The organism is Stutzerimonas kirkiae (genome assembly GCF_004327335.1).
Classification (GTDB): domain Bacteria; phylum Pseudomonadota; class Gammaproteobacteria; order Pseudomonadales; family Pseudomonadaceae; genus Stutzerimonas; species Stutzerimonas kirkiae.
This window is the reverse complement of the sequence record NZ_QJUO01000031.1, coordinates 18790-43029: the sequence shown is the minus strand read 5'-3', so window position 1 is coordinate 43029 and position 24240 is coordinate 18790. Positions and strand designations below refer to the sequence as shown.

The 24240-nt window shown below is 66.4% G+C and carries 6 protein-coding genes and 3 tRNA genes; 8 read left to right on the top strand and 1 reads right to left on the bottom strand.

The window, feature by feature from the left end; all coding sequences use genetic code 11:
- Positions 1–178 precede the first annotated feature (178 nt).
- A complete protein-coding gene (ettA, locus tag DNJ95_RS15355; protein ID WP_131185604.1) occupies positions 179–1843 on the bottom strand; it encodes an energy-dependent translational throttle protein EttA in 1665 nt (554 codons plus the stop codon).
- Between the two features lie 342 nt (positions 1844–2185).
- Here ettA and DNJ95_RS15350 point away from each other — a divergent pair, with 342 nt between their 5' ends.
- From DNJ95_RS15350 to DNJ95_RS15315, 8 genes are all read left to right on the top strand, one after another.
- Positions 2186–2551 (top strand): CidA/LrgA family protein, encoded by a 366-nt coding sequence (locus tag DNJ95_RS15350; RefSeq protein ID WP_131185603.1) that lies wholly within the window; start codon positions 2186–2188, stop codon positions 2549–2551.
- A 2-nt stretch (positions 2552–2553) separates the two neighbouring features.
- Positions 2554–3267: an LrgB family protein gene (locus DNJ95_RS15345; protein WP_131185617.1), complete on the top strand. Its 714-nt coding sequence runs from the start codon at positions 2554–2556 to the stop codon at positions 3265–3267.
- Positions 3268–3506: 239 nt separating this feature from the next.
- Positions 3507–6071: an ATP-dependent chaperone ClpB gene (clpB, locus tag DNJ95_RS15340; protein ID WP_131185602.1), complete on the top strand. Its 2565-nt coding sequence runs from the start codon at positions 3507–3509 to the stop codon at positions 6069–6071.
- Positions 6072–6346: 275 nt separating this feature from the next.
- Positions 6347–6422, top strand: a tRNA-Asn gene (locus DNJ95_RS15335).
- Positions 6423–6432: 10 nt separating this feature from the next.
- Positions 6433–6509 (top strand) — tRNA-Pro (locus DNJ95_RS15330).
- A gap of 4 nt (positions 6510–6513) precedes the next feature.
- Positions 6514–6588: transfer RNA gene (locus tag DNJ95_RS15325), tRNA-Lys, on the top strand.
- 285 nt (positions 6589–6873) lie between these two features.
- Positions 6874–8625 carry a ShlB/FhaC/HecB family hemolysin secretion/activation protein gene (locus DNJ95_RS15320; protein ID WP_207388775.1) on the top strand — a complete coding sequence of 584 codons (1752 nt, stop codon included), beginning with the start codon at positions 6874–6876 and terminating at the stop codon, positions 8623–8625.
- A 16-nt stretch (positions 8626–8641) separates the two neighbouring features.
- Positions 8642–23677: a YDG domain-containing protein gene (locus DNJ95_RS15315; protein WP_131185601.1), complete on the top strand. Its 15036-nt coding sequence runs from the start codon at positions 8642–8644 to the stop codon at positions 23675–23677.
- Positions 23678–24240 lie beyond the last annotated feature (563 nt).

Below are 24240 nucleotides of genomic sequence, written 5' to 3'. Positions count from 1 at the left end.
AGCTCTTCGCCGCCATCCCTGGCGGCGAAGGCCCCGTCCCGCTACCTGGCATCCGCACAGCCACTTTCGGCGGCGCCTGTGGCAAAGAGCCGGCGAACGTGGCGCATACTTGGCTTGAAGCTTGGGGAAGCGGATGTACGCTACCTCCAGCCTCCAGCCTCCAGCCTCCAGCCAGCCTTTATTGCGCCAACTTCTTGTGCCGTACCCGGTGCGGCTGGGCGGCGGCGTCGCCGAGGCGTTTCTTGCGGTCGGCCTCGTACTCGGTGTAGTTGCCTTCGAAGAACACCACGCCGTCGTCCTCGTAGGAGAGGATGTGGGTCGCCACGCGGTCGAGGAACCAGCGATCGTGGGAGATCACGATGGCCGCGCCGGGGAAGTCCAGCAGTGCTTCTTCCAGCGAACGCAGGGTTTCCACGTCGAGGTCGTTGGAGGGTTCGTCGAGCAGCAGCACGTTGGCGCCTTCCTTGAGGGTCAGGGCCAGGTGCAGGCGCCCGCGCTCACCGCCGGAGAGGTCCTTGACGAACTTCTGCTGGTCGGCGCCCTTGAAGTTGAAGCGGCCGACATAGCCACGCGACGGCACCTCATAGTTGCCGATGCGGATCATGTCCAGGCCATCGGAAACCGCTTCCCAGACGCTCTTGCTGCCGTCCAGGTCCTCGCGGCTCTGGTCGACGCAGGCCAGTTGCACGGTGTCGCCGATCTCGATGCTGCCCGAATCCGGTTGTTCCTTGCCCATCAGCATGCGGAACAGTGTGGATTTACCCGCTCCGTTGCCGCCGATCACGCCGACGATGGCGCCCTTGGGCATGCTGAAGGACAGGTTCTCCACCAGTACTCGGTCGCCGTAGCCCTTGGAGACGTTCTTGAACTCTATGACCTTGTCGCCCAGGCGCGGCCCGGCGGGGATGTAGATCTCGTTGGTTTCCGCGCGTTTCTGGAACTCCTGCGACTGCATTTCCTCGAAGCGCGCCAGGCGCGCCTTGGATTTCGACTGGCGTGCCTTGGCGCCCTTGCGCACCCACTCCAGTTCTTCCTTCATGGCCTTTTCATGGGCCGATTGCTGCTTGGACTCGCGGGCCAGTCGCTCGGACTTGGCCTCCAGCCAGCCGGAGTAGTTGCCCTCGTAGGGGATACCCTGGCCACGGTCGAGTTCGAGAATCCAGCCGGCGACGTTGTCGAGGAAGTAGCGATCGTGGGTGATCGCCACCACGGTGCCGGGGAAGTCGTGCAGGAAGCGCTCCAGCCAGGCCACCGAGTCGGCGTCCAGATGGTTGGTCGGCTCGTCCAGCAGCAGCATGTCGGGGGCCGACAGCAGCAGGCGGCACAGCGCCACGCGGCGCTTCTCGCCACCGGACAGGTGGCCGATGCGCGCTTCCCAGGGCGGCAGGCGCAGGGCGTCGGCGGCGACTTCCAACTGGCGCTCCAGGTTGTGGCCGTCGGCGGCCTGGATGATCGCCTCCAGCTTCGCCTGCTCGGCGGCCAGGGCGTCGAAGTCGGCATCCGGCTCGGCGTAGGCGGCGTAGACCTGATCCAGGCGCGCCTGGGCGTCCTTGATCGCGCCGACGGCTTCCTCGACCACTTCGCGCACCGTCTTGTCCGGCTCCAGTTGCGGTTCCTGCGGCAGGTAGCCGACGTTCAGCCCGGGCATGGCGCGGGCCTCGCCGTCGAACTCGGTATCGACCCCGGCCATGATGCGCAACAGGGTGGATTTGCCCGCGCCGTTCAGGCCGAGTACGCCGATCTTGGCGCCCGGGAAGAACGACAGGGAGATGTTCTTGAGGATTTCACGCTTGGGCGGAACGACCTTGTTCAGCCGGTGCATGGTATAGACGTATTGAGCCATGGAAGCGAAATGTCCGTGACGAAGGGTGATGGTAATGATGGCGACAGGCCGCGCTGGGCGACTATGCGGCAAAGCTACCCCAATGGCCGGGGTTGGGCAAATGGGGGAAAACCAGGGTGATCGCGCTACAGGCCAAAGCCTTCGACAAAAGCGCTGGAGGCTGGACGGAAGAGCGTGGCTACCGGTATTTTTCGTCCAGCTTTCCAGCTTTCCAGCTTTCCAGCCTCCAGCGCTTTCGTCGGCTCTTTGAGCACATGGTGCGATCACCCGGGCGGGAAAAGCAGCTTGCAGCAAGCGTATGATGCCCATCGACGTACCGAACCACGCTGCTGGAGATACCCCATGTTGCTGCGAGGCCTGACCTGGCTGGTCCTGTTCCAATTGCTGGGCACTATGCTCAACGTCCTGTTCCTGCCCATGCTGCCCGGGCCGATCATCGGGCTGCTGCTGCTGTTCCTCTCTTTATTGGTGCGGGGCCATGTCAGCGAGCCGTTGCAACTGGCGGCCAGCAGTATGCTGCGCTACCTGCCGCTGTTGCTGGTACCGCCGGCGGTGGGGGTGATGGCCTATGCGGCGCAGATCCTCGAGCATTTCTGGGCCATCGTCGGGGTGCTGGTGATCTCGCTGGCGCTGTCGCTGGTCTTCAGTGGCTGGATGATGCAGATGCTGATCCGCCGCCAGAAAGCCCGGCGGGAGGATGTGCTATGAGCCTGCACTGGCATGCGGCGGTCCAGGCGCTGATCCACCATCCGCTATTCGGGGTCGGCGTGACCCTGGCGGCCTTCCAGTTGGCCCAGCTCGCCTATGACAAGACACGCTGGGTATTCCTGCAGCCGGTGCTGCTGGCGATGCTGCTGATCATCGGCGTGCTGCTGCTCTGCGGGATTTCCTATGCGGAGTACAACAAGAGCGCACAGTGGCTGACGGTGCTGCTGGGGCCGGCCACGGTGGCGCTGGCGGTGCCGCTCAGCCTGAACCTCGGGCGTATCCGCGAACTGTTCGCGCCGATCCTGCTGACGCTGGTCGTCGCCGGCATCGTGGCGACGGCCCTGGGCATACTGCTGGCCTGGCTGTTCGGCATCGACCGGATGATCCTGATGACCCTGGCGCCGAAGTCGGTGACCTCGCCCATCGCCATGCTGGTGGCCGAGCAGATTGGCGGCGTGGCGGCCCTGGCCGCGGTGTTCGTGATGATCACTGGTATCCTCGGGGCGATCTTCGGCCCGCAGTTGCTGAGCCTGTTCCGCGTGCGCAACGCCGCGGCGCGGGGCATGGCGCTGGGCCTGACCGCCCATGCGGTAGGCACCGCCCAGGCATTGCAGGAAGGCGAGGAGTGTGGCGCTTTCGCCGCCCTGGCCATGAGCCTGATGGGGGTGATGACCGCCGTGCTGCTGCCGCTGGCGGTCGGCCTGCTGGCATTCTGATGTCGCAGTGAACAAGGGTGCGCGGCGCGCACCTGAACGTTCGACGCCGCTATCTCCCCGGCGCGCGCGGCGCACCTTGCGGCGCACAACGGAATCCCGGCATTCGATATGTGATGTGACTCTGGCCTCGAGCTTGCTCTCGAGGCTTGAATATCCACCGATCATCCTCATCTAGTCTTCATTACGCGGGGCTATGCTGAATCGAGCGCTGCTCCGCTCCACTCGTTGAGGATGACCCCATGCGCATAGACCGCTTGACCAGCAAGTTGCAACTTGCCCTTTCGGACGCCCAGTCCATCGCCGTCGGCCTCGATCATGCTTCGATCGAGCCGTTGCACCTGATGCAGGCCCTGCTGGAGCAGCAGGGCGGTTCGATCAAGCCGCTGCTGATGCAGGTCGGTTTCGAGATCGGTAGCCTGCGCCAGGCGTTGACCCAGGAACTCGACCAACTGCCCAAGCTGCAGAGCCCCACCGGCGATATGAACATGTCACCGGACCTGGCGCGCCTGCTCAACCAGGCCGACCGCCTGGCCCAGCAGAAGGGCGACCAGTACATCTCCAGCGAACTGGTGCTGCTCGCCGCGCTGGATGCCAATACCCGCCTGGGCAAGCTGCTGCTGGGCCAGGGCGTGAGCAAGAAGGCGCTGGAAAACGCCATCGCCAACCTGCGCGGCGGCGAGGCGGTGAATGACCCGAATGCCGAGGAGTCGCGCCAGGCGCTGGACAAATACACCGTCGACATGACCAAGCGCGCCGAGGACGGCAAGCTCGACCCGGTGATCGGCCGCGACGACGAAATCCGTCGCACCATCCAGGTGCTGCAACGGCGCACCAAGAACAACCCGGTGCTGATCGGCGAGCCCGGCGTCGGCAAGACCGCCATCGTCGAGGGCCTGGCCCAGCGTATCGTCAACGGCGAAGTGCCGGACGGTCTCAAGGACAAGCGCCTGCTGGCACTGGACATGGGCTCGCTGATCGCCGGCGCCAAGTTCCGCGGCGAATTCGAGGAGCGCCTGAAGGCCGTGCTCAACGAACTGGGCAAGCAGGAAGGGCGGGTCATCCTGTTCATCGACGAACTGCACACCATGGTCGGCGCGGGCAAGGCCGAGGGCGCGATGGACGCCGGCAACATGCTCAAGCCGGCCCTGGCCCGTGGCGAGTTGCACTGCGTCGGTGCCACCACCCTGGACGAGTACCGCCAGTACATCGAGAAGGATGCCGCGCTGGAGCGGCGCTTCCAGAAGGTGCTGGTGGACGAGCCGAGCGAGGAAGATACCATCGCCATCCTGCGCGGCCTCAAGGAGCGCTATGAGGTGCACCACGGCGTGACCATCAGCGACGGCGCGATCATCGCCGCCGCCAAGCTGTCGCACCGCTACATCACCGACCGCCAGTTGCCGGACAAGGCCATCGACCTGATCGACGAAGCCGCCAGCCGTATCCGCATGGAGATCGACTCCAAGCCGGAGGAGCTGGACCGCCTCGACCGTCGCCTGATCCAGTTGAAGATCGAGCGCGAGGCGCTCAAGCGCGAGGACGACGAGGCCACCCGCAAGCGTTTCGTCAAGCTGGAGGAAGAGATCGCCAAGCTCGAGAAGGAATACGCCGACCTGGAGGAAATCTGGAAATCCGAGAAGGCCGAGGTGCAGGGCTCGGCGCAGATCCAGCAGAAGATCGAGCAGGCCAAGGCCGAGCTGGAGGCGGCGCGGCGTAAGGGCGACCTGGCGCGCATGGCCGAGCTGCAGTACGGCATTATCCCCGATTTCGAGCGCAGCCTGCAGATGGTCGACCAACACGGCAAGGCCGAGAACCAGTTGCTGCGCAACAAGGTCACCGACGAGGAAATCGCCGAAGTGGTGTCGAAGTGGACCGGCATCCCGGTATCGAAGATGCTCGAGGGCGAGCGCGAGAAACTGCTGCGCATGGAAGACGAACTGCACAAGCGCGTCATCGGCCAGCACGATGCGGTGGTCGCGGTGGCCAATGCGGTGCGGCGCTCGCGTGCCGGCCTGGCCGACCCGAATCGCCCCAGCGGCTCCTTCCTGTTCCTCGGCCCGACCGGCGTCGGCAAGACCGAACTGTGCAAGGCGCTGGCGGAATTCCTCTTCGATACCGAAGAGGCGATGATCCGCATCGACATGTCCGAGTTCATGGAGAAACATTCGGTGGCCCGCCTGATCGGCGCGCCTCCTGGCTATGTGGGCTATGAAGAGGGCGGCTACCTGACCGAGGCGGTGCGGCGCAAGCCCTACTCGGTGGTGCTGCTGGACGAGGTGGAGAAGGCGCACCCGGATGTCTTCAACATCCTTCTGCAAGTGCTGGAGGATGGCCGCCTGACCGACAGCCACGGGCGCACCGTGGATTTCCGCAACACGGTGGTGGTGATGACCTCCAACCTCGGCTCGGCACAGATCCAGGAACTGGCCGGCGACCCGGATGCCCAGCGTGCGGCGGTGATGGATGCGGTGAGCAGCCACTTCCGTCCCGAGTTCATCAACCGTATCGACGAGGTGGTGGTGTTCGATCCGCTGGGCAAGGAGCAGATCGGCGGTATCGCGCGCATTCAACTGGCGCGCCTGCGCCAGCGCCTGGCCGAGCGCGAGTTGAGCCTGGAGTTGAGCGACGAGGCCCTGGAAAAGCTGATCGCCGTCGGCTACGACCCGGTCTACGGTGCGCGGCCGCTCAAGCGCGCCATCCAGCGCTGGATCGAGAACCCGCTGGCACAGCGTATCCTAGCCGGCGACTTCGCCCCGGGGCATGTGATCACGGCGGCGGTCGAGGGCGACGAGATCGTTTTCACGTGAATCGCGGCATGGGGCGGGGCGATCATGCGATGCCCCTCCCCGGCGGCAAGGCGCGGCGATGAAGACGCTGGCGGCTGGACGCAGGATGGCGAGCAGGGCTTTTCGTCCAGCTTTCAGCCTGCGGCGCTCTTTTCGGCTTTATGGAAATCGCAAGTCCCTGTCATAAATCGTGTTTTCGGGGTTGACAGGGAGGTGCAGAGACGTAAAATGGCGCGCCTCTGAAGGGCGCTTTGCAACCCCGGTTGCAATATCCGTCAGGGATGGAAGATCGAAGTTCCGCGATAGCTCAGTTGGTAGAGCAAATGACTGTTAATCATTGGGTCCCTGGTTCGAGTCCAGGTCGCGGAGCCAACTTCCTTGTCGGGGTATAGCGCAGTCCGGTAGCGCGCCTGCTTTGGGAGCAGGATGTCGGGAGTTCGAATCCCCCTACCCCGACCATATAGGGTCGTTAGCTCAGTGGTAGAGCAGTTGGCTTTTAACCAATTGGTCGTAGGTTCGACCCCTACACGACCCACCACTTTCAAATGACGTATGCGGCCTGAGCGCCGTGCGCGTTCATGCGGCAGGCATGGCAGCCGGGCGTTCCCGGAGCGATGCAAGCGTCGCGAACAGATAGTACGAAGATACGAAAGAACCCGCCCTTGCCGGCGGGTTCTTTCGTTTCGGCGTGGCGAATCCGGGGCGGTGCGCCAGGCGGTTCGGACGGGGCATTCCGCTTAGATTTGCTCAGATTTGCTCAGACAGCCCGCCATGGATAATTGTTAGCCTTGCTCGAGTCCATATAGCAAGGCTGAATGTCTCCGTGCCGATACGACTCATCTCGCCCGTCCTGTTGCTTACGCTGGGGCTGGGTGTCGCCCACGCGCAAACCCTTCCCGATGCCGGTGCGCTGCGTCAGCAGATCGAACCCGAGCGTCCGCGGCTGCCGCCGCCGCAGGCTCCGCAGCCGCCGGCCAGCGTCGCTCCGCCGAAGGCGCAGTCGGGCGTGCAGGTCGAGGTCAGCGCGTTCCGCTTTGCCGGCAACAGCCTGCTGAGCGATGCCGAACTGTCGGCGGCGCTGCATGGCTACCTCGGCCGCAGCCTCGATTTCGACGAACTGCAACGGGCACCGCAGGCGGTCGCGACGCTGTATCGCAGCCATGGCTGGGTGGTGCGTGCCTTCCTGCCGCGCCAGGACGTGACCGAAGGGGTGGTGCTGATCCAGGTCGACGAAGCCCGCTTCGGCACGGCGCGCATCGAGGGCGAAGCGCCGCGTCGGCTCGGGCCGGCTACCTGGCAGGACACTATCGCCGCGGCCCAGGCGCAGGATGAGCCGCTGCATGCACCGGCCCTGGACCGTGCCCTGCTGTTGCTCGACGACCTGCCGGGGGTAACCGCTTCCGGTAGCCTGGCGCCCGGCCAGCAGCCCGGCCAGACCGACTTGCTGCTGCGCCTGGGCGACGAGCCTCTGGTGGTCGGCAATATCGGCGCCGACAACTTCGGCATGCGCGGTACCGGTAGCCAGCGGGTGACCGCCGCCATCGGCGTCAACAGCCCGTTGCGCCTGGGCGACCGGCTCAATGCCCACCTGATCCACACCGATGGCAACGACTATGGCCGCCTCGCCTACAGCCTGCCGGTCGGTAGCCGTGGCCTGCGGCTTGGCGCCAATATTTCCAACCTCGACTACCGTCTGGTCGGCTCGCGGTTCTCCGCCTTCGACGCCGAAGGCAGCTCGTTGTCATGGGGGCTGGAGGCCAGCTACCCGCTGCTGCGCAGCCGGCAGCGCAATATCTACCTGGTCGCCAATGCGGACAGAAAGCGCTTCGACAACCGTGCCAACAGCGCCACCACGGCGAAATACGATGTGGATGTCTTCACCCTCGGCCTGATCGGCAACCGCTACGACACCTGGGGCGGCGGTGGCTCCAATGAGGCCAGCCTGTTCCTCAGCAGTGGCCAGGTCGATCCGGCGGGCCTGGCGCAGCCCCGCGCCGACGACAGTGACAGCGGCTTCACCAAACTGCGCGCCGGCCTGGCCCGCCACCAGGCGATCACCGGCGGGCTGTCCGCATTCGCCGCCTGGAGCGGGCAGTGGGCCGACAGCAACCTCGACTCCTCGGAGCGTTTCTTCCTCGGTGGTTCCAGTGGCGTGCGCGCCTACCCGGTGAACGAAGGGGGCGGTAGCTGGGGGCAGGTGCTCAACCTCGAATTGCGCCAGCGCCTGGCGCATGGCTGGCAATTGAACGGATTTTTCGATTACGGCCAGGTCTGGCAATACCGGCATGATCGTTTCGTCGCCGGCCAGCGCCTCAGCGGTAGCGCCGGCAACCGCCTCGACTACAAGGGCTACGGCCTGACCCTCGGCTGGAACGGCCCGCTGGGCCTGCAACTGAACGCCACCTGGGCACACCGCGTGGGTAGCAACCCGAACCCGGCGCTCGATGGCCGCGACCAGGATGGCTCATTGAACAAGGATCGCTTCTGGCTGAGCGCCAGCCTGCCGTTCGAGTTCGGCCGCACACCCCGTACCGCCAGCCCCAGCCCCATAGAATCACGACCGGCCCAGCCTTGAGCCCAGGTAGAAGACCATGTACAAGCACGCCTCCCTGAACAGACAGTTCCGTATCATCTGGTCCAGCGCCCGGCAGGCCTGGGTCGCCGTCGCCGAGCACACCGCCGCGCGGGGCAAGTCCAAGGGTGGCGTGCTCCGGCGTACCAGCAAGCTGGCGGCGCTGGGCGCGGCCGGCCTGCTTTCGGGCCTGGCCCTGGCCGCGCCGCCGCCTGGCGAGCTGCCCGGCGGCGGCCAGGTGGTCGGCGGCGCTGCCAGCATCGGCAGTGCCGGCAGCGCCATGACCATCCACCAGTCCAGCCATCGTGCGGTCATCGACTGGAACACCTTCAACGTCGGTGGCGCCGCCTCGGTGGATTTCATCCAGCCGTCGAGCAGCAGCGCCACCCTCAACCGGGTGCTGGACAACAACCCCAGCCAGATCGCCGGGCGTATCAGCGCCAACGGCCAGGTCATCATCAGCAACCCCAATGGCGTGTTGTTCACGCCCGGCGCCCGGGTCGATGTCGGCGCCCTGACCGCCACCACCCACAGTATTTCCACCCACGACTTCATGACCGGGCTGAACAGCTACAGCCGCGACGGCGCCAGCGGCAGTGTGGTCAACCAGGGCGAACTGAACGCAGCATTGGGGGGCTACATCGCCCTGCTGGCGCCGGAAGTGCGCAACGAAGGGGTCATCGTCGCCCAGGCCGGCAGCGTGGCGCTGGTCTCCGGCGAGGTCATCCGCCTCGATTTCGACGGCGGCGAGCGGCTGGTCGGCATCACCGCCAGCCCCAGCGAGGTCGAGGCGCTGGTGGAGAACCGCCACGCCGTCTACGCTCCGGGCGGGCTGATCATCCTCAGTGCGCGCGCCGCCGACCAACTGCAGGGCGGCGTGGTGCGCAACAGCGGTACCCTGTCGGCCAGCAGCCTGAGCGCCCAGGGCGGGCGCATCCTGCTCGGTGGCGACGAGGTACAACTGACCGCGAGCAGCGTCGTCGAGGCGCGTGGCGCGAGCCAGGGCGGGCAGATCGAGATCCACGCCGAGCGGGCCGAACTGGCCGGGCGCCTCGATGTCGGCGGCGCCAGCGGTGGCAGCTTGTCGATCGAGGTCGGCGAGCAGGCGCGCATCGCCGCGATCCTGGACGCCAGCGGCAGCGCGGCCAGCGGCGGCAGCATCCGTATCGCCCAGCACGAGCAGGCTGCTGCATCCGCCGTGGCGGGCATCGAGATTGTCGCCGATGCCCTGCTCGACAGCGCTGGCGTGACGGATGGCGGCCAGATCGAACTGGAGGCGGTCGCTGCCATCAGCGTCGAGGCGGCCAGCCTGGATGCCAGCGCCGCCGAGGGCGATGGCGGACATATCGAGCTGTACAGCCAGACCGCCATCGCGCTGGCGGATGCCGCGCTGCGCGCCGATGGCGCGGCGAACGGCGGCAGCATCCACCTGGCCACGGCCGAGCTTCCGCCGGAGCAGCCGTCGACACCGCTGTCGAACCATCCGGATATCGCCCTGATCGGCAATACCCGCCTCGGCGCCAATGGCCGGCGCGGGCAGGGTGGTAGCGTCCGCCTGACTGGCCGCGACCTGTCGCTGGCCGATGGCAGCCGTATCGACGCCAGCGGCGCCACGGGCGGCGGCACGGTCCTGGTCGGTGGCGACTGGCAGGGCGCCGGGGAACTGCCGCAGGCCAGCCGCGTGAGCTTCGGCAGCGACGCGCTGATCGACGCCAGCGCGACGGGAAATGGCGACGGCGGCACCGTAGTGCTGTGGAGCGACGTGACCCTCGATGACGGTTTCACCCGCGCCAACGGCACCATCCTCGCTCGTGGCGGCGCGCAGGGCGGCGACGGTGGACGCATCGAGACCTCCGGGCACGCTGTCAGCACCGATGGCATCCGCGTCGATGCCGGTGCCGGGCATGGCAATGGCGGCTTGTGGTTGATCGACCCGTACAACTACACCATCACCCAGACCCAGGCGAACACCATCGCCAGCGCGCTCAACAACAATACCAGCGTCACCGTCACCACCACGGCCAACAACACCAGCTATGGCAGCAGCGGTAACAGCAGCCAGGTGGGTAACATCACTGTCAACAGTAACGTCAGCATCGCCAAGAGCGGCGGCAACGGCAATGCCACCCTGACACTGCAGGCACACAGCAACATCAGCTTCGGCTCGGGCAGCAGCGTCACCTCGACCAGCGGCAAGCTCAACCTGGTGCTGTGGTCGCGCCTGAATCCTGGCAATGCCGGCACCATCCACCTCGACAGCACCACCATCAACACCAATGGCGGCCATGTCTGGATGGGCGGTGGCGCCGCCGCCACGTCGCAGTGGAACGGCCTGGCCGTGGGCAATTCGGTGGCCGCGACCTCGAGCCAGAATACCCCCGGCTTACGGCTGACGAGCAGTACCATCACCACCAGCGGCGGTCACTTCTACGCGGGTGGGCAGGGCAACTATACAGGGACGTCCGCGGCGGGCTATTCGCTTGGCGTGAGGGTGGGCGGCACCAGTATCAGCACCGGCAGCGGCAGCCTGACGCTGCAGGGCGAGATTCGCGGCAACCACACCACGGCCGACAACGTCAGTGCCGGGCTGTTCGTGGCTGAGGGCAGCACGCTGAGCAGCGGCAGCGGTAGCATCACCTTGCAAGGCACGGCCTCCGCCAGCAACAGTCCGGCAGGTATTGTGTTCGGTACTTACCTGACGAACAAGAGCACGATCAGAAGCGGCAGTGGCGCCATCAATGTCTACGGCAGTACCACCGCTAACAGCGTGCAAGGTGCCGGTATCTGGCTGGGATCGTCGAGAGACAGCGGCGGCAGCGTCGGCGACGGCAACCAGAGCAGCGGCGTCGGCAATGGTTATAACGTGGCGGTGGTCAGCAACAGCGGCAACGTGCTGTTCGATGCGCGTGCGCAAAGCACCCGTAGCGACAGTTGGATGCATGGCTTCACCATCGTCAACTATGGTAGCGACAAGCAACTGGTCAAGACCACCAGCGGCAATATCACCATCAAGGGCGATGCCGACGTTCAGAAGAACGATTCCTCCGGTGTGCAGTTCCAGGTAAACACGGCCACCGGCAACATCCACGTGGTGTCGGCCAGCGGCGATATCTACGTGCAGGGCTTCCAGCACTCGGGTAGCACGCACGCCTACAACAATGCCTTGCGCTTCACTCCCGGCGCCTCGGCCGGCAGCATCCGCTTCGGTGCCGTCAGCGATGCGGCCAGCTACACCGGCCGGCTCACCTTCGAGGCGGACTCGATCTGGAACAACACGATCAACACTTCGAGCGCCAGCGCCATCAAGGCCTATGGTAGCGGTGCCATCGGCTTCCTGTCTTCCGGCAGCAGCTCGGTCAAGGATTTCACGCTGACGAGCTTCTGGGATTTTGGCAGTGCCCACAGTAGCGTCAGCATCGGCAAGCCTACCGAGAGCAAAACCGTCACCCTCGACAGCGCCATCACCGCCGCCGGGCCGATCACCGTGTACGGCGGCAATATCGTCCTCAACAACAACCTGAGCAGTACGCGGGCCGGCGCGGCCATTCGCCTGCTGGCCTCGGGCAGTATCACCAGTACCAGCAGTACCGGCACCACGCTGACGCTGACCAGCAACGCTGGCGATGTGATCCTCGCCAGCGCGAGCCGTGGCGCCAGCAGCGGCAATATCGACTTCCAGGACCAGGCCCTGAGCATCGACACGCGACCGGGCACGGCGGGCGCCAAGAGCACCAGCGGCAGCGGCGGTGGCAACATCACACTGGGCGGTGGCAATACGCTGGGCAGTGGCTATGCCACTGGCGTCGGCAGCGATTCCGCCGAAGGTATCCGCGCCCGCAACCTGACCCTGCGCTCCGGCGGCGGCGAGGTCAACCTGCGTGGCCGCAGTTGGGCCGGCGCCGTCGCGAACGGTTATGGCGGCTGGGGTATCGGTGTGTATCAGGGCAGCACGACCGGCAACCTGACCATCGACAGTGGCACCGGCCGCATCCGCCTGGAAGGCATCGGCCGTTCGACCGGCACGGGATCGTACAAACAGGGCATTGCCGTCTATGGCGTCACGGATATCCGTTCGGCCTATGCCGGCAACGATGCCATCCGCCTCGACGGCAGCGTGACGGCCACGTCCGGCACCGAGGAATACCGCAGCGCCGTCTATCTGCTGGGTACCGCGACCCTTGCCGCCACGGGCAACGGCGGCGGCCTCTCGATTCATGGCAATACCACCTATGCGTCGCTATGGCTGGGCGGTGCCGCCTATGTGCTGGGCAACGGCGGCGACCTGAACATCTCCGGTACACAATTGGCCGGTGGCAGCAACAACCTGCTGCGCATGCTCCAGGGTAGCAACGTGTGGTTCGGCTCGGTGCCGACCTCGACACTTGCCAGCTCGCCCATCACCAGCACCGGCAGCGCACTGTTGCTGGAATTCGATGGGTCCTTGTGGAGCGGCCGTCCGAACATCGCCACCAGCGGCGCAGTGACCGTTCAATCGAATGCCGCCAGCTTCAACCAGGATATCTACAGCCGCTGGTTCAACTGGAATCCGACTGCGCAACGCATTGGCGGCCTGACCTTCGGCAAATCGAGCAACAGCGCCTACGGAATTTACCTCAGTGGCAGCAACGAAGTCAGCGGCAGTGTCTCTTCTCTCATCGTCAACGGCCCGGTCACCGCGTACGGCAAGTTCGTCGAGGTCATCGCGCCGCTGACGATCACCGGTGACGGCGATGTCTATCTGCGCAGCTACCAGGACGGCAGCGGCAGTCTGGTCATCGGCAGTACCATCAGCAAGACCGGTGGCGACGATGCCACGCTGACCCTGCGTAGCAATGGCCGCGTCACGGTCAACGGCAACATCAGTGCCAGCGGTGCGGGCACCGGCGCGCTGAACCTGGTGGTCTGGGCCGATGCCGATGGCAACCGCCTGGGCGGCGTTTCTTTCGGCAACAGCAGCCACAGCACCAACGGCGGCCATATCTGGATCGGCGGTGGCAGCGGCACCAGTATCTGGAATGGCCTCACCGTGGCTGACGGTGCCTCGCCCGGCGCCTATGGCAGTAACTACAACGGCATCGACCTGCGAGGTACGTTCACCACGGCTGGCGGCGATTTTTACGCTGCGGGCAAGAGCTACGTTCAGACCCTGGCCAACTGGGACATCAACGCCTCAGGAGATTTGCTGGTCAATACCGGCGACGGCGATGTCACCTTCGTCGGCAACCACATCGACTTCGGTGGTGTCTACAGGCCCAATGTGACGACCACGGTGGACACCACCGGCACGCTGAGCATCCGGCCCTGGGACGACAGCTTCACCTATGGTTTCAACGTACGGGGTGCCTTGTCCGGCAGCGATTGGCTGGGCACCCGGGTGAGCACGGTGAGCACCGACGAGAACGCGAACAACCGTGGCAGCGCGGCGATCAGCAACAACCTGACCGGCACCGCCAACCTGATCATCAAGAACGTCGCCAGCCTCGGCGGCCTGGTGATCGGCAAGGAAACCAATACCAGCCAGGTCAGTGTCTATAACTCCCTGAGCATTCTGGGCGATATCAACATCTACGCTGGCCAGATCCGCAACCAGAACAGTGCCTCGCTGACCAGCACGGCCGGCAGCATCCTGCTCGACGCCGACCTCGGGCGCGGCCTGGACTTCAACGCAGCCGGCATCGGCTGGACGGGCGGCAGCCTGACGGCTTCGTCCAGCGCTGACGACGAAGGCAATATCACCCTGCTCGGCCGGGGCGGTTCCAAGGCCAATACCAACCATGGCGTGCTCCTGAGCAATACCAGCCTGCAAGCCGGCGGCGACCTGCTGGTGCGGGGCCTGGCTACCGGGCAGGGCAGTACGGGTGTCTCCGTGACGGGCGCTGCGACCGTTCTCGACGCCGGACGGACGCTGGCGCTGGACGGCCGTAACCTGGCCTCGGCATCCTCCGCCAATAATCGCGGCGTGCTGCTGAACGCCGGGGTGCACCTGGCCGCGGTCGATGCCCTCGGCGTGACCGGCCAGAGCGGCCCCGGCTCCGCGTATGCGCTGGAGCTGGGCCAGGCCGTTGGGATCGACACCACCCACGGCGATATCCGCATCGCCGCGCTGGCCGGTGGCAGCATCGCCAGCCGTAGCGGCGGCAACGGCAACGCCAGCACGATCACTGCGGGCAACGGCGCCGACATCACGTTGAGCGCCGACCGGCTGAGCATCGACGCCAGCCGCCCGCTGACACTGTCGACCACTGGCACATTGACCATCGAGCCGAACAGCAACAGCTTCCCCACGGCCTTCGCCTGGGACGGCGATCTGCTGAGCGGAAACTTCACCGGCTTCGCCGGCAGCAGCCTGGCCCACGTCACCATCGCCAACGTCGATACCCTCGGCGGCCTGACACTGGGCAAGCAGACCAACCTCAGCGACATCGTCGTCGCCACCGACGCCGCCATGCAGGCCGCCGGCCCGATCCGCCTGTTCGGCCAGCACCTGACGCTGGCCGGGCGCATCACCGCCCAGGGCAACGCCGACGAGGACGACGACCGTATCGAACTGCACGCCCGCGGCAGCGTTACCCAAGGCGACGAGGCCCTGAGCGCGCATGCCCTGAGCCTGCAGGGCGGCGGCCGGTTCACGCTGACCGCCCACAACAACGTGGACACCCTGGCGACGGGAGGGATCGGCAACCTGAGCTTCGTCAACAACGGCACGCTCACCGTGGGCAGCGTGAGCAACACCGACGGCAGCCAGGCCAACGGCATCTCCGCCAGCGGCAAGGTGCGGGTGGAAACCCTGAGTGGCGATCTGAACCTGCACGGCAACGTCAGCAGCGGCAGCACCGCCACCGATGCACTGGTGCTCAATGCCGGCCGCGCCAAGAGCCTGACCGATCTGGACTTCCACAGCGGCGCCGGCGGCAGCATCACGGCGGCCGGCGGCATCAGCCTGACCACCGGCAGCGGTGGCCGCGCCACGCTGTACAGCGGCAGCGTCGCCGCCAGCACTGGCCTGGCCGATCTGGTCGGCAGTGGTTCCGGCCGCTTCCGCTACGCCAGCGACGAAGTCACGACCGCCTATATCTCCCCGCTGGGCACCGGCCTGCATGCGGTCTACCGCGAGCAGCCGACCCTCACGCTGCAAGGCGTGGAGCAAACCCTGGTCTACGGTAACGACGCGGCACTGCAGGCGCAGGCCAGCGGCCTGCTGAACGGCGACAGCACGCCGCAGAGCATCGGGCGGCTACCGACGGTGACGCTGATGGACGGCGCCAGCGCTGCCACGCGCAACGCGGCCGGCCACCTGAACGTGCGCCGCGACGGCAGCGGCAACGTGACCGGTTACGACATGGCGCTGTCGCGCGATGCGGTCTCCGTACTGGGCTATGCGCTGGCCTACGACGACTCCGCCAGCGTGACCGTCACGCCCCGGGCGCTGTCGGCCGTCATCAACGACGACGCCAAGTTCGTCGGCCTGGCCGACAGCGCCGGCTACGCGGGCGCCACCTTCAGCGGCTTCGCGCGCGGCGAAACGGCGGCCGATGTCAGTGCCAACGCCACCATCACCCGCAGCATCGCCGGCGAAACCCTCGGCACCTATGCCAACGCGCTCACCGGCAGTGTCGCCGTGGCGGCCGGCAACTACGTGCTGGACCCCGCCAACGTCACCGCCGGCACTTACCACATCGTCGATCCGAGCACGCTGATCGTCAGTGTGGGATCGGCCTCCGCTGTCTATGGCGACGCCGCCAGCTACGATGTCGCGCGCGTGCGTTACTACAACGAGGCGAGCAACAGCGAGGTCAGCCTGGTCCAGGGCGCCAGCCTCTTCGACTGGCACCTGGCCGGCAATCCCGAACAGGTCGTCCAGTTCACGCTCGACAGCGCTGGCATCAACGTCGGTACCCACGCTATCACCGGCACCGTGATCACGCCCCACGCGCTGCCGGGTACCAACTCGAGCACTACGCCGAGCCAGTTGCTGGCCATCGGTGGGCGCCTGACCATCACGCCGCGCTCGCTGACGCTGTCGGCCAGCAAGGTATACGACGGCAGCGACGCGCTGGGCGCGGGCGCCCTGACGCTGGGCAACCTCGCCTACGGCGACACCCTGGGCTACAGCGGCGGGCGCGCCAGCGACCGCAACGTGGCGACTGCGGGCAAGTACGTCAGCGAACTGACGCTGACCGACGGCACAGGGCTCGCCAGCAACTATCAACTGCCCAGCCTGGCCGCCTACGACGCCACCGGCAATAGCGTGCTGATCACGCCGCGCGCCCTGGGTGTGACGGTCGACAAGGTGTACGACGGCCTGGCCAGCGCCAGCGCCGCGCAGACCACGCTGAGCAACCTCGCCGCTGGCGAGACGCTGGCCATTCTCGATGTACAGTTGAGCGACGCCCATGTTGCCACCAGCGGCAAGTACGTCAATTCGCTCACGCTCGATAACGTGACGGACGGCGCCTCGGGCGCGGTCTACTACACCAGCAACTACAGCCTGCCGGGCCAGGCCGCGGGCATCACCGCGGGCGCGCTCAACGTCCTCGGGGCCTCCGCTATCAATACGGTCACGATCACGCCGCAGACACTGACGGTGCGCATCGATTCGGCCAGCGGTGCCCTCAAGACCTATGACGGCAGTACTGGCGTGCATTCCAGCTTCGCGGCGGTGCTGGATGTCGAAGGCTACGTGGCGGGCGACAGCGGCACGCTGGATTATGAGGCGCTCTACGATACGAAGAACATCGACGCCGAACAGATCCACCTGAACGACCTGGCGCTGACTGGCATCGCCTCGACGGTCGGCTCGCAGGCGTCGGATTACCTGATCGACGGCAGTTCGGCCTTCGTTGCCGGCAGCATCGCCGCGCGTACCGTCAACGCGGCCGCGAGCGGCAACCCGACCAAGGTCTACGACGGCACCACCAGCGCCAACGGCGCGCAGGTCAGCCTGGCGGCGGCCACCGCCAGCGAAGGCAAGGTCGGCGGCGACGACCTGAGCATCCTCGCGGCGGGTGGCAGCTTCAGCGATGCCAACGCCGGCAGCGGCCGCACCTACTCGCTGCTCGACATCACCCTGGCGGGTGACGATGCGCGCAACTACGTGCTGTCGAGCGGCACGATCTCCGGCAGCGACGGCGTCATCACACCGCGCACGCTGACGCTGGAAGCCGGCAAGGTCTACGATGGCGGCACGGCGCTCGACTCGGTCACACTGGGCAACCTGGTGCAGGGCGAGTACCTGAACCTTGTCGCCGCCACCGCCCGCTCGGCGCGGGTGGGCGGGCCGGACGGCGATACGTCGACCCTCGACAACTACATCAGTAGCATCCAGCTCAGCAATGTGCTGGATGGCTCGACACCGATATACCTGACCGCCAACTACAGCCTGCCGGGCGGCACCGCGGGCGTGGTCTCGGGGGTGAGCAACAGCCTGCTGGCCGCGCCCGGCAACCGGGTCACGATCACGCCCGTGCTGCTGTCGGTACAACTCGACGCGACCCAGGTCGGCAAGATCTACGACGGCAGCGCCACGCTCTCGGACAGCGCCCGCCCGGCCTACCTGGTGACGGGGCTGGTCGATGGCGACACGGCGGCCACGCTGACGCAGGCCGCCAGTGCCTTCAATTCGGCCAACGTGGCCGAGGCCGATACCTTCACGCTGTCGGGCATCGCGGTGTCCGGCGTCGCCGGCGGCAACGGCTCGGCGGCCAGCGACTACGTGCTCGATACCACGACCTTGTCCCTGCCCGGCAGCATCACGGCACGCGCGGTAGCGGTGAACAGCGACGAAGTGAACAAGGTCTACGACGGCACCACGGGTTTCGACAACCTGGCCATCGGCCTTACCAGCGTGGCCGGCGACAGCAGTTCCGGGCTGATCGCGGCCGATGCCGGCAGCGTATCCGTGCAGGCGGCGGGCGGTGGTTTCGACAGCAGCCAGGCGGGTAGCGGCAAGTCGTATACCCTCACCGGGCTGACGTTGGCCGGCAGCGCCGCGAGCAATTACCAGATCGCGTCGGGTGACAGCATCAGTGGCCTGGATGGCGAGATCGAGCGCAGACAGATCCAGGTCCAGGACATCATCGCCAGCGACAAGACCTACGATGGCCTGACCACCGCCAGCGTCACCGCCGGCATGCTCTCCGGGCTGGTCGCCGGCGAGTCGCTGACCTTCACGACCAGTGGCGCCTTCGCCAACAAGAACGCCGGCACCGGCATCACCGTCGATACTGTCACCACCCTCGGCGATGGCAGCGACGGCAGCGGCCTGGCCAGCAACTACGTGCTGAGCAACGCCAACGGCAGCACCACCGCCACTATCGAGCGGCGTACGGTGACCCTCTCCCAGGCCGTCGCCAGCGACAAGGTCTACGATGGCAACACCCAGGCCAGCGTCAGCGCCGGCACGCTCTCCGGGCTGGTCGCCGGCGAGTCGCTGACCGTCATGGCCAGCGGCACCTTCGCTGACAAGAACGTCGGCACCGGCATCGCCGTCGACACCCTCGCTACCCTGGTCGATGGCAGCGACGGTAGCGGCCTGGCCGGCAACTACGTGCTGAGCAACGCCAACGGCAGCACCACCGCCACTATCGAGCGGCGCGCGGTGAGCGTCTCGCCGGTCGTCGCCAGCGACAAGGTCTACGACGGCAACATCCAGGCCAGCGTCAGCGCCGGTGTCCTCGACAACCTGGTCGCCGGCGAGTCGCTGGCCATCACGGCCAGCGGCGCCTTCGCCGACAAGAACGCCGGCACCGGCATCACCGTCGATACCGTCACCACTCTCGGCGATGGCAGCGACGGCAGCGGCCTGGCCAGCAACTACGTGCTGAGCAACGCCAACGGCAGCACCACCGCCACTATCGAGCGGCGCGCGCTGACCGTCTCGCCGATCGCCGCCAGCGACAAGGTCTACGACGGCAACGTCCAGGCCAGCGTCAGCGCCGGCACGCTCTCCGGGCTGGTCGCCGGCGAGTCGCTGGCCGTCACGGCCAGCGGCACCTTCGCCGACAAGAACGCCGGCACTGGCATCACCGTCAACACCGTCACCACCCTCGGCGATGGCAGCGAAGGCAACGGCCTGGCCAGCAACTACGTGCTGAGCAACGCCAATGGCAGTACCACCGCCACTATCGAGCGGCGCGCGGTGAGCGTCGCCCAGGTCGCCGCCAGCGACAAGGTCTACGACGGCAACGTCCAGGCCAGCGTCAGCGCCGGCACGCTCTCCGGGCTGGTCGCCGGCGAGTCGCTGGCCGTCACGGCCAGCGGCACCTTTGCCGACAAGAACGTCGGCACCGGCATCGCCGTAGATACGCTCGTCACCCTGGTCGATGGCAGCGACGGCAGCGGCCTGGCCGGCAACTACGTGCTGAGCAACGCCAACGGCAGTACCACCGCCACTATCGAGCGGCGCGCGGTGAGCGTCTCGCAGGTCGTCGCCAGCGACAAGGTCTACGACGGCAACGTCCAGGCCAGCGTCAGCGCCGGTGTCCTCGACAACCTGGTCGCCGGCGAGTCGCTGGCCATCACGGCCAGCGGCACCTTCGCCGACAAGAACGCCGGCACCGGCATCACCGTCGATACCGTCACCACCCTTGGCGATGGCAATGATGGCAACGGCCTGGCCAGCAACTACGTGCTGAGCAACGCCAACGGCAGCACCACCGCCACTATCGAGCGCAAGACGCTGACGGTCGTCGGCCTGGAAGCGGCCGACAAGACCTACGACGGCTCGAACACGGCCATCGTCGCCGACCTGGGCCGCGTGGATACCGGCGTCGGCAACGAAACGCTGGCGCTGGCCGCTACCAGCGCCACCTTCGCCAACGCCAGCGCCGGAACGGGCAAGACGGTCACGGTGACGGGCTACACCCTGTTCGATGGCGCCCAGGGCGGCCAGGCGGGCAACTACCAGTTGAGCAGCACCAGCGCCACCACGACGGCCAACATCGAGCGCGCCATCCTCACCGTGATCGCCAACGATGATGCCCGCTTCGTCATCCAGGCGGACTCGGCCTCGTACAACGGCGTCAGCTACAGCGGTTTCGTGGCGGGAGAGACCAGCGCGGTGCTCGGCGGCACGACTTCGGTGGTGCGCAGCAATCCGTCCGAGAACCAGGCCGGCATCTACCTCGATGCGCTGCAGGCCGATGTCAGCGGCCTGTCGGCGGAAAACTACAGCTTCGTCACCCGCAGCGGCAGCTACACCATAGTGCCGTCGAACCAGTTGCTGGTGCGCATGGCCGCGGCCAGCAGCACCTACGGCACGCAAGCCAGCTACGCCCTGGCCAGCGCCGAATACGAGCACGAAGGAACGATCTATGCCTTGAACGGCACCCTGGAGGGCAACAATCGTTTCATGGTGCAGGATGGCGTCGGCGGCTCGGCGACCTTCAGCGTTACCCCGGAGGCCCCCTCGCTGTCGGGCTCCGGTGCGCTGCGCAGCGGCGTCTACCAACTCGGCATCGGCGAATTGAGCACGACCAACGCGCAGAATTTCAGCGACACGCTCACCCTCGTTGGTCATCAGTCGGTCACGTCCAAGGCCGTGACGGCCAACGCCGAGGCTGGCGTCGGCAAGGTCTACGACGGCGGCAACGCGATGAGCGAACTGGTCATCGGTTTCGATGGCGTGCGTGCGGGCGACACCCTGGGCGCCACGGGCATCGGCCTCTTTTCCACGAGCAACGCCGGCAGCGGCATCAACTACACGGTGGGTGGCCTCATGCTGAGCGGCAGCGATGCCGGCAACTATCACCTGAGCGGCGGCACCAGTTTCAGCGGTGACGACGGCGTGATCGCCAAGCGCTCCCTGGCGGTGGACTACACCGGCGTGGACAAGGTCTACGATGGCAGCGCCGCCGCCACGGTCACGGCCCAGGACAACCGTATCGGCGGCGATACGCTGCAACTCGACTGGAGCGCCGTCTTCGCCGACAGGAACGCCGGCACCGGCAAGCTCATCGACATTTCCGGCATCACGCTGGGCGGCGCCGATGCGGGCAACTACACGCTTGTATCCACGACGGCGTCGACCACCGCCAACATCCTGCAACGCGAGGTCACGGTCAGCGAGGCCAGTGCCAGCGACAAGGTCTACGATGGCAGCACCAGCGCCGCCGTCACTGCCGGCAGCCTGAGCAACCTGGTCGAGGGCGAGACCCTGACGGTCTCCGCCTCCGGCGCCTTCGTCGACAGGAACGCCGGAGCCGGCGTCGCCGTCGATACGACGACATACATCGCCGATGGCGCCAATGGCCTGGCCAGCAACTACATCCTCAGCAACGCTACCGGCACCACCAGCGCCGATATCGACCAGCGCACGCTGCTGGTGGACTTCAGCGGTGTGGACAAGGTCTACGATGGCAATACGTCCGCCGCCGTCACGACCAGCGACAATCGCATCGACGGCGACCTGTTGCAGGTCGCGCTGAGCGCGAACTTCGCCGACAAGAACGTCGGTACGGACAAGCGCGTGCTGATCGAGGAGGTCGCCCTGAGCGGTGCCGACGCCGCGAACTACCGCGTCGCCGCGACCGGCGAGACCGCCGCGAGCATCACCCGCCGCGACAGCGCGACCTGGATCGGCGGCGACACCGGCAACTGGTTCGACCCGGCCAACTGGGCAGATGGCGCAGTGCCGGACCTGAGCAACGTCGCCAACGTCGTGATTCCCGATGGCGTCGAGGTAACCTTCGGCCCCGATATCGTTGCCCCGGCGGAAAGCGGCCCGGTGAATGTCGACAGCCTCGACGGGGCGGGCGGCAGCCTGGTACAGAATGGCGGCGAGCTGCATGTCGGTAGCGGCGGCGTGACCCTCGACAGCCTCACCCAGGCCGATGGGGTACTGACCAGTGACGGCCCGATCGACCTCGGCAGCTTCTCGCAGACGGGCGGCAGTACAGCGACGGACGGTGACTTCAGCGTCGACGGCGACTTCAGCCAGGGCTCCGATGGCTCGCTGGCGGTAGTCGGCAATGCCGATATCCGCGATGACGACGGGGGCGTGACCCTTGGCAACATCAGCGTCGACGGGGACCTGAGCGTCACCAGCGAGGATGGCGACATCGAGCAGGCGGCCGGCACGACCATCGTCATCGGCGGCGAAACCACGGTGGATGCCGGCAACGGCGATATCGTGCTGGATGGCGAGAACAACGACTTCGCGGGCCCGATCAACGCCATTGGCGGCGACATCAGCCTGGTGGATGGCAGCGGTGGCCTGATCCTCGGCGATATCGAGGCCACGGGCGACCTGCAGGTGACCAGCAGCGACGGCGATATCGTCCAGGAAGGCGGCTCGACCATCGCCGTCGGCGGCGAAACCATGGTGGATGCCGGCAACGGCGATATCGTGCTGGATGGCGAGAACAACGACTTCGCCGGGCCGATCAACGCCAGTGGCAACGACATCAGCCTGGTGGACGGCAGCGGTGGCCTGATCCTCGGCGATATCGAGGCCACGGGCGACCTGGAAGTGGTCAGCAGCGACGGCGATATCTCCCAGGAAAGCGGCTCGGCCATCCAGGTTGCCGGTTCCACTGTCATCGAGGTGACGGCCGCGGATTCGAGCATCCGCCTGACTGGCTCCGGCAACAGCTTCGGCGGCGGGCTGAGCCTGGTCGGCAACCGGGCGGATGACCTGCCCGAGGTGATCCGCCCGAGCGCCCCGAGCTTGCCGCTGCCAACCCCGAACAACGCTCCGCCCGTACTCGGCGCCTGGGGCGAGGGGCTGAAGGGCTTCGACAGTGGCCTGTCGGTGCTGCTGCTAAGGGTGCCTTCGCTCGGCGAAGTGGGGTTGGTCATGGTGCGGGTCCCGCAGGATGGTAGCGCGACCGGTTTCAGTTTCTTGCTGCCGGAGCGGTTGACCGAAGGCCAGGCGGCCGACGTGGAGATCCGCGTCGCGCTGGCCGATGGCTCGGCGTTGCCTGCCTGGCTGCGTTTCGTCAGTGCGACCCGTACCTTCGTGGCGGACAGTGTGCCGACGGGAGGCTTGCCGCTGGAGGTGGAAGTCGTGGTCGGCGACAGCAGGACGATCGTCCTGGTCAGCGAAGAAAACGACTGAGCCTGCCCCGGGCGTACGCTGGCCGTACGCCCGGGGGCTTCACGTGGTGTGGATAGCTGGCGGTGCCGGCCCTGCCTGGCAGGCCGTTGAAAAACTACCTGCGTTGCCATTGCGGCGTTGAAAACAGGCTCACAGCCAAAGGCTGAACGTGCCTCGGTACGGCCCCGAAGGGGGCGAAGCGAATAAAATGCTCATTTACAGCTTGTGAACTGCGCTTTTGACTCACTGCGTTCGCCCTTCGGGCCAGCCTGCGGCTGTTGATATTTCGCTTTAACTCATTGATTCTGATGGGAATATATTTCGAATCCAGCCCTCCGGACGGGCTTTTCGAGGAACAAGCGGCCTTCGGCTTTCGATTAAAAGTACTGATGGCTGAACGCTGGACGAAAGTGCTGGCGCCGTGTGCCGGTCGTTCAGCCTCCAGCGCTTTTCGGCTGTCCGCTTGTGCCTCGATCCGGCCATCCATGCCGAAACGTCAACAGACCCTGGGGGAAATACCGCCGTGCCGGTTGCGGCGTGCATGGCGGGCCATCGTTGCCGTGCCGGGTACCGTATAATCCCCC

Coding starts and splice junctions, on each gene's coding strand:
- ettA (WP_131185604.1), bottom strand. CDS start 1,843: ATGGCTCAATACGTCTATACCATGCACCGGCTGAACAAGGTCGTTCCG.
- DNJ95_RS15350 (WP_131185603.1), top strand. CDS start 2,186: ATGTTGCTGCGAGGCCTGACCTGGCTGGTCCTGTTCCAATTGCTGGGC.
- clpB (WP_131185602.1), top strand. CDS start 3,507: ATGCGCATAGACCGCTTGACCAGCAAGTTGCAACTTGCCCTTTCGGAC.
- DNJ95_RS15315 (WP_131185601.1), top strand. CDS start 8,642: ATGTACAAGCACGCCTCCCTGAACAGACAGTTCCGTATCATCTGGTCC.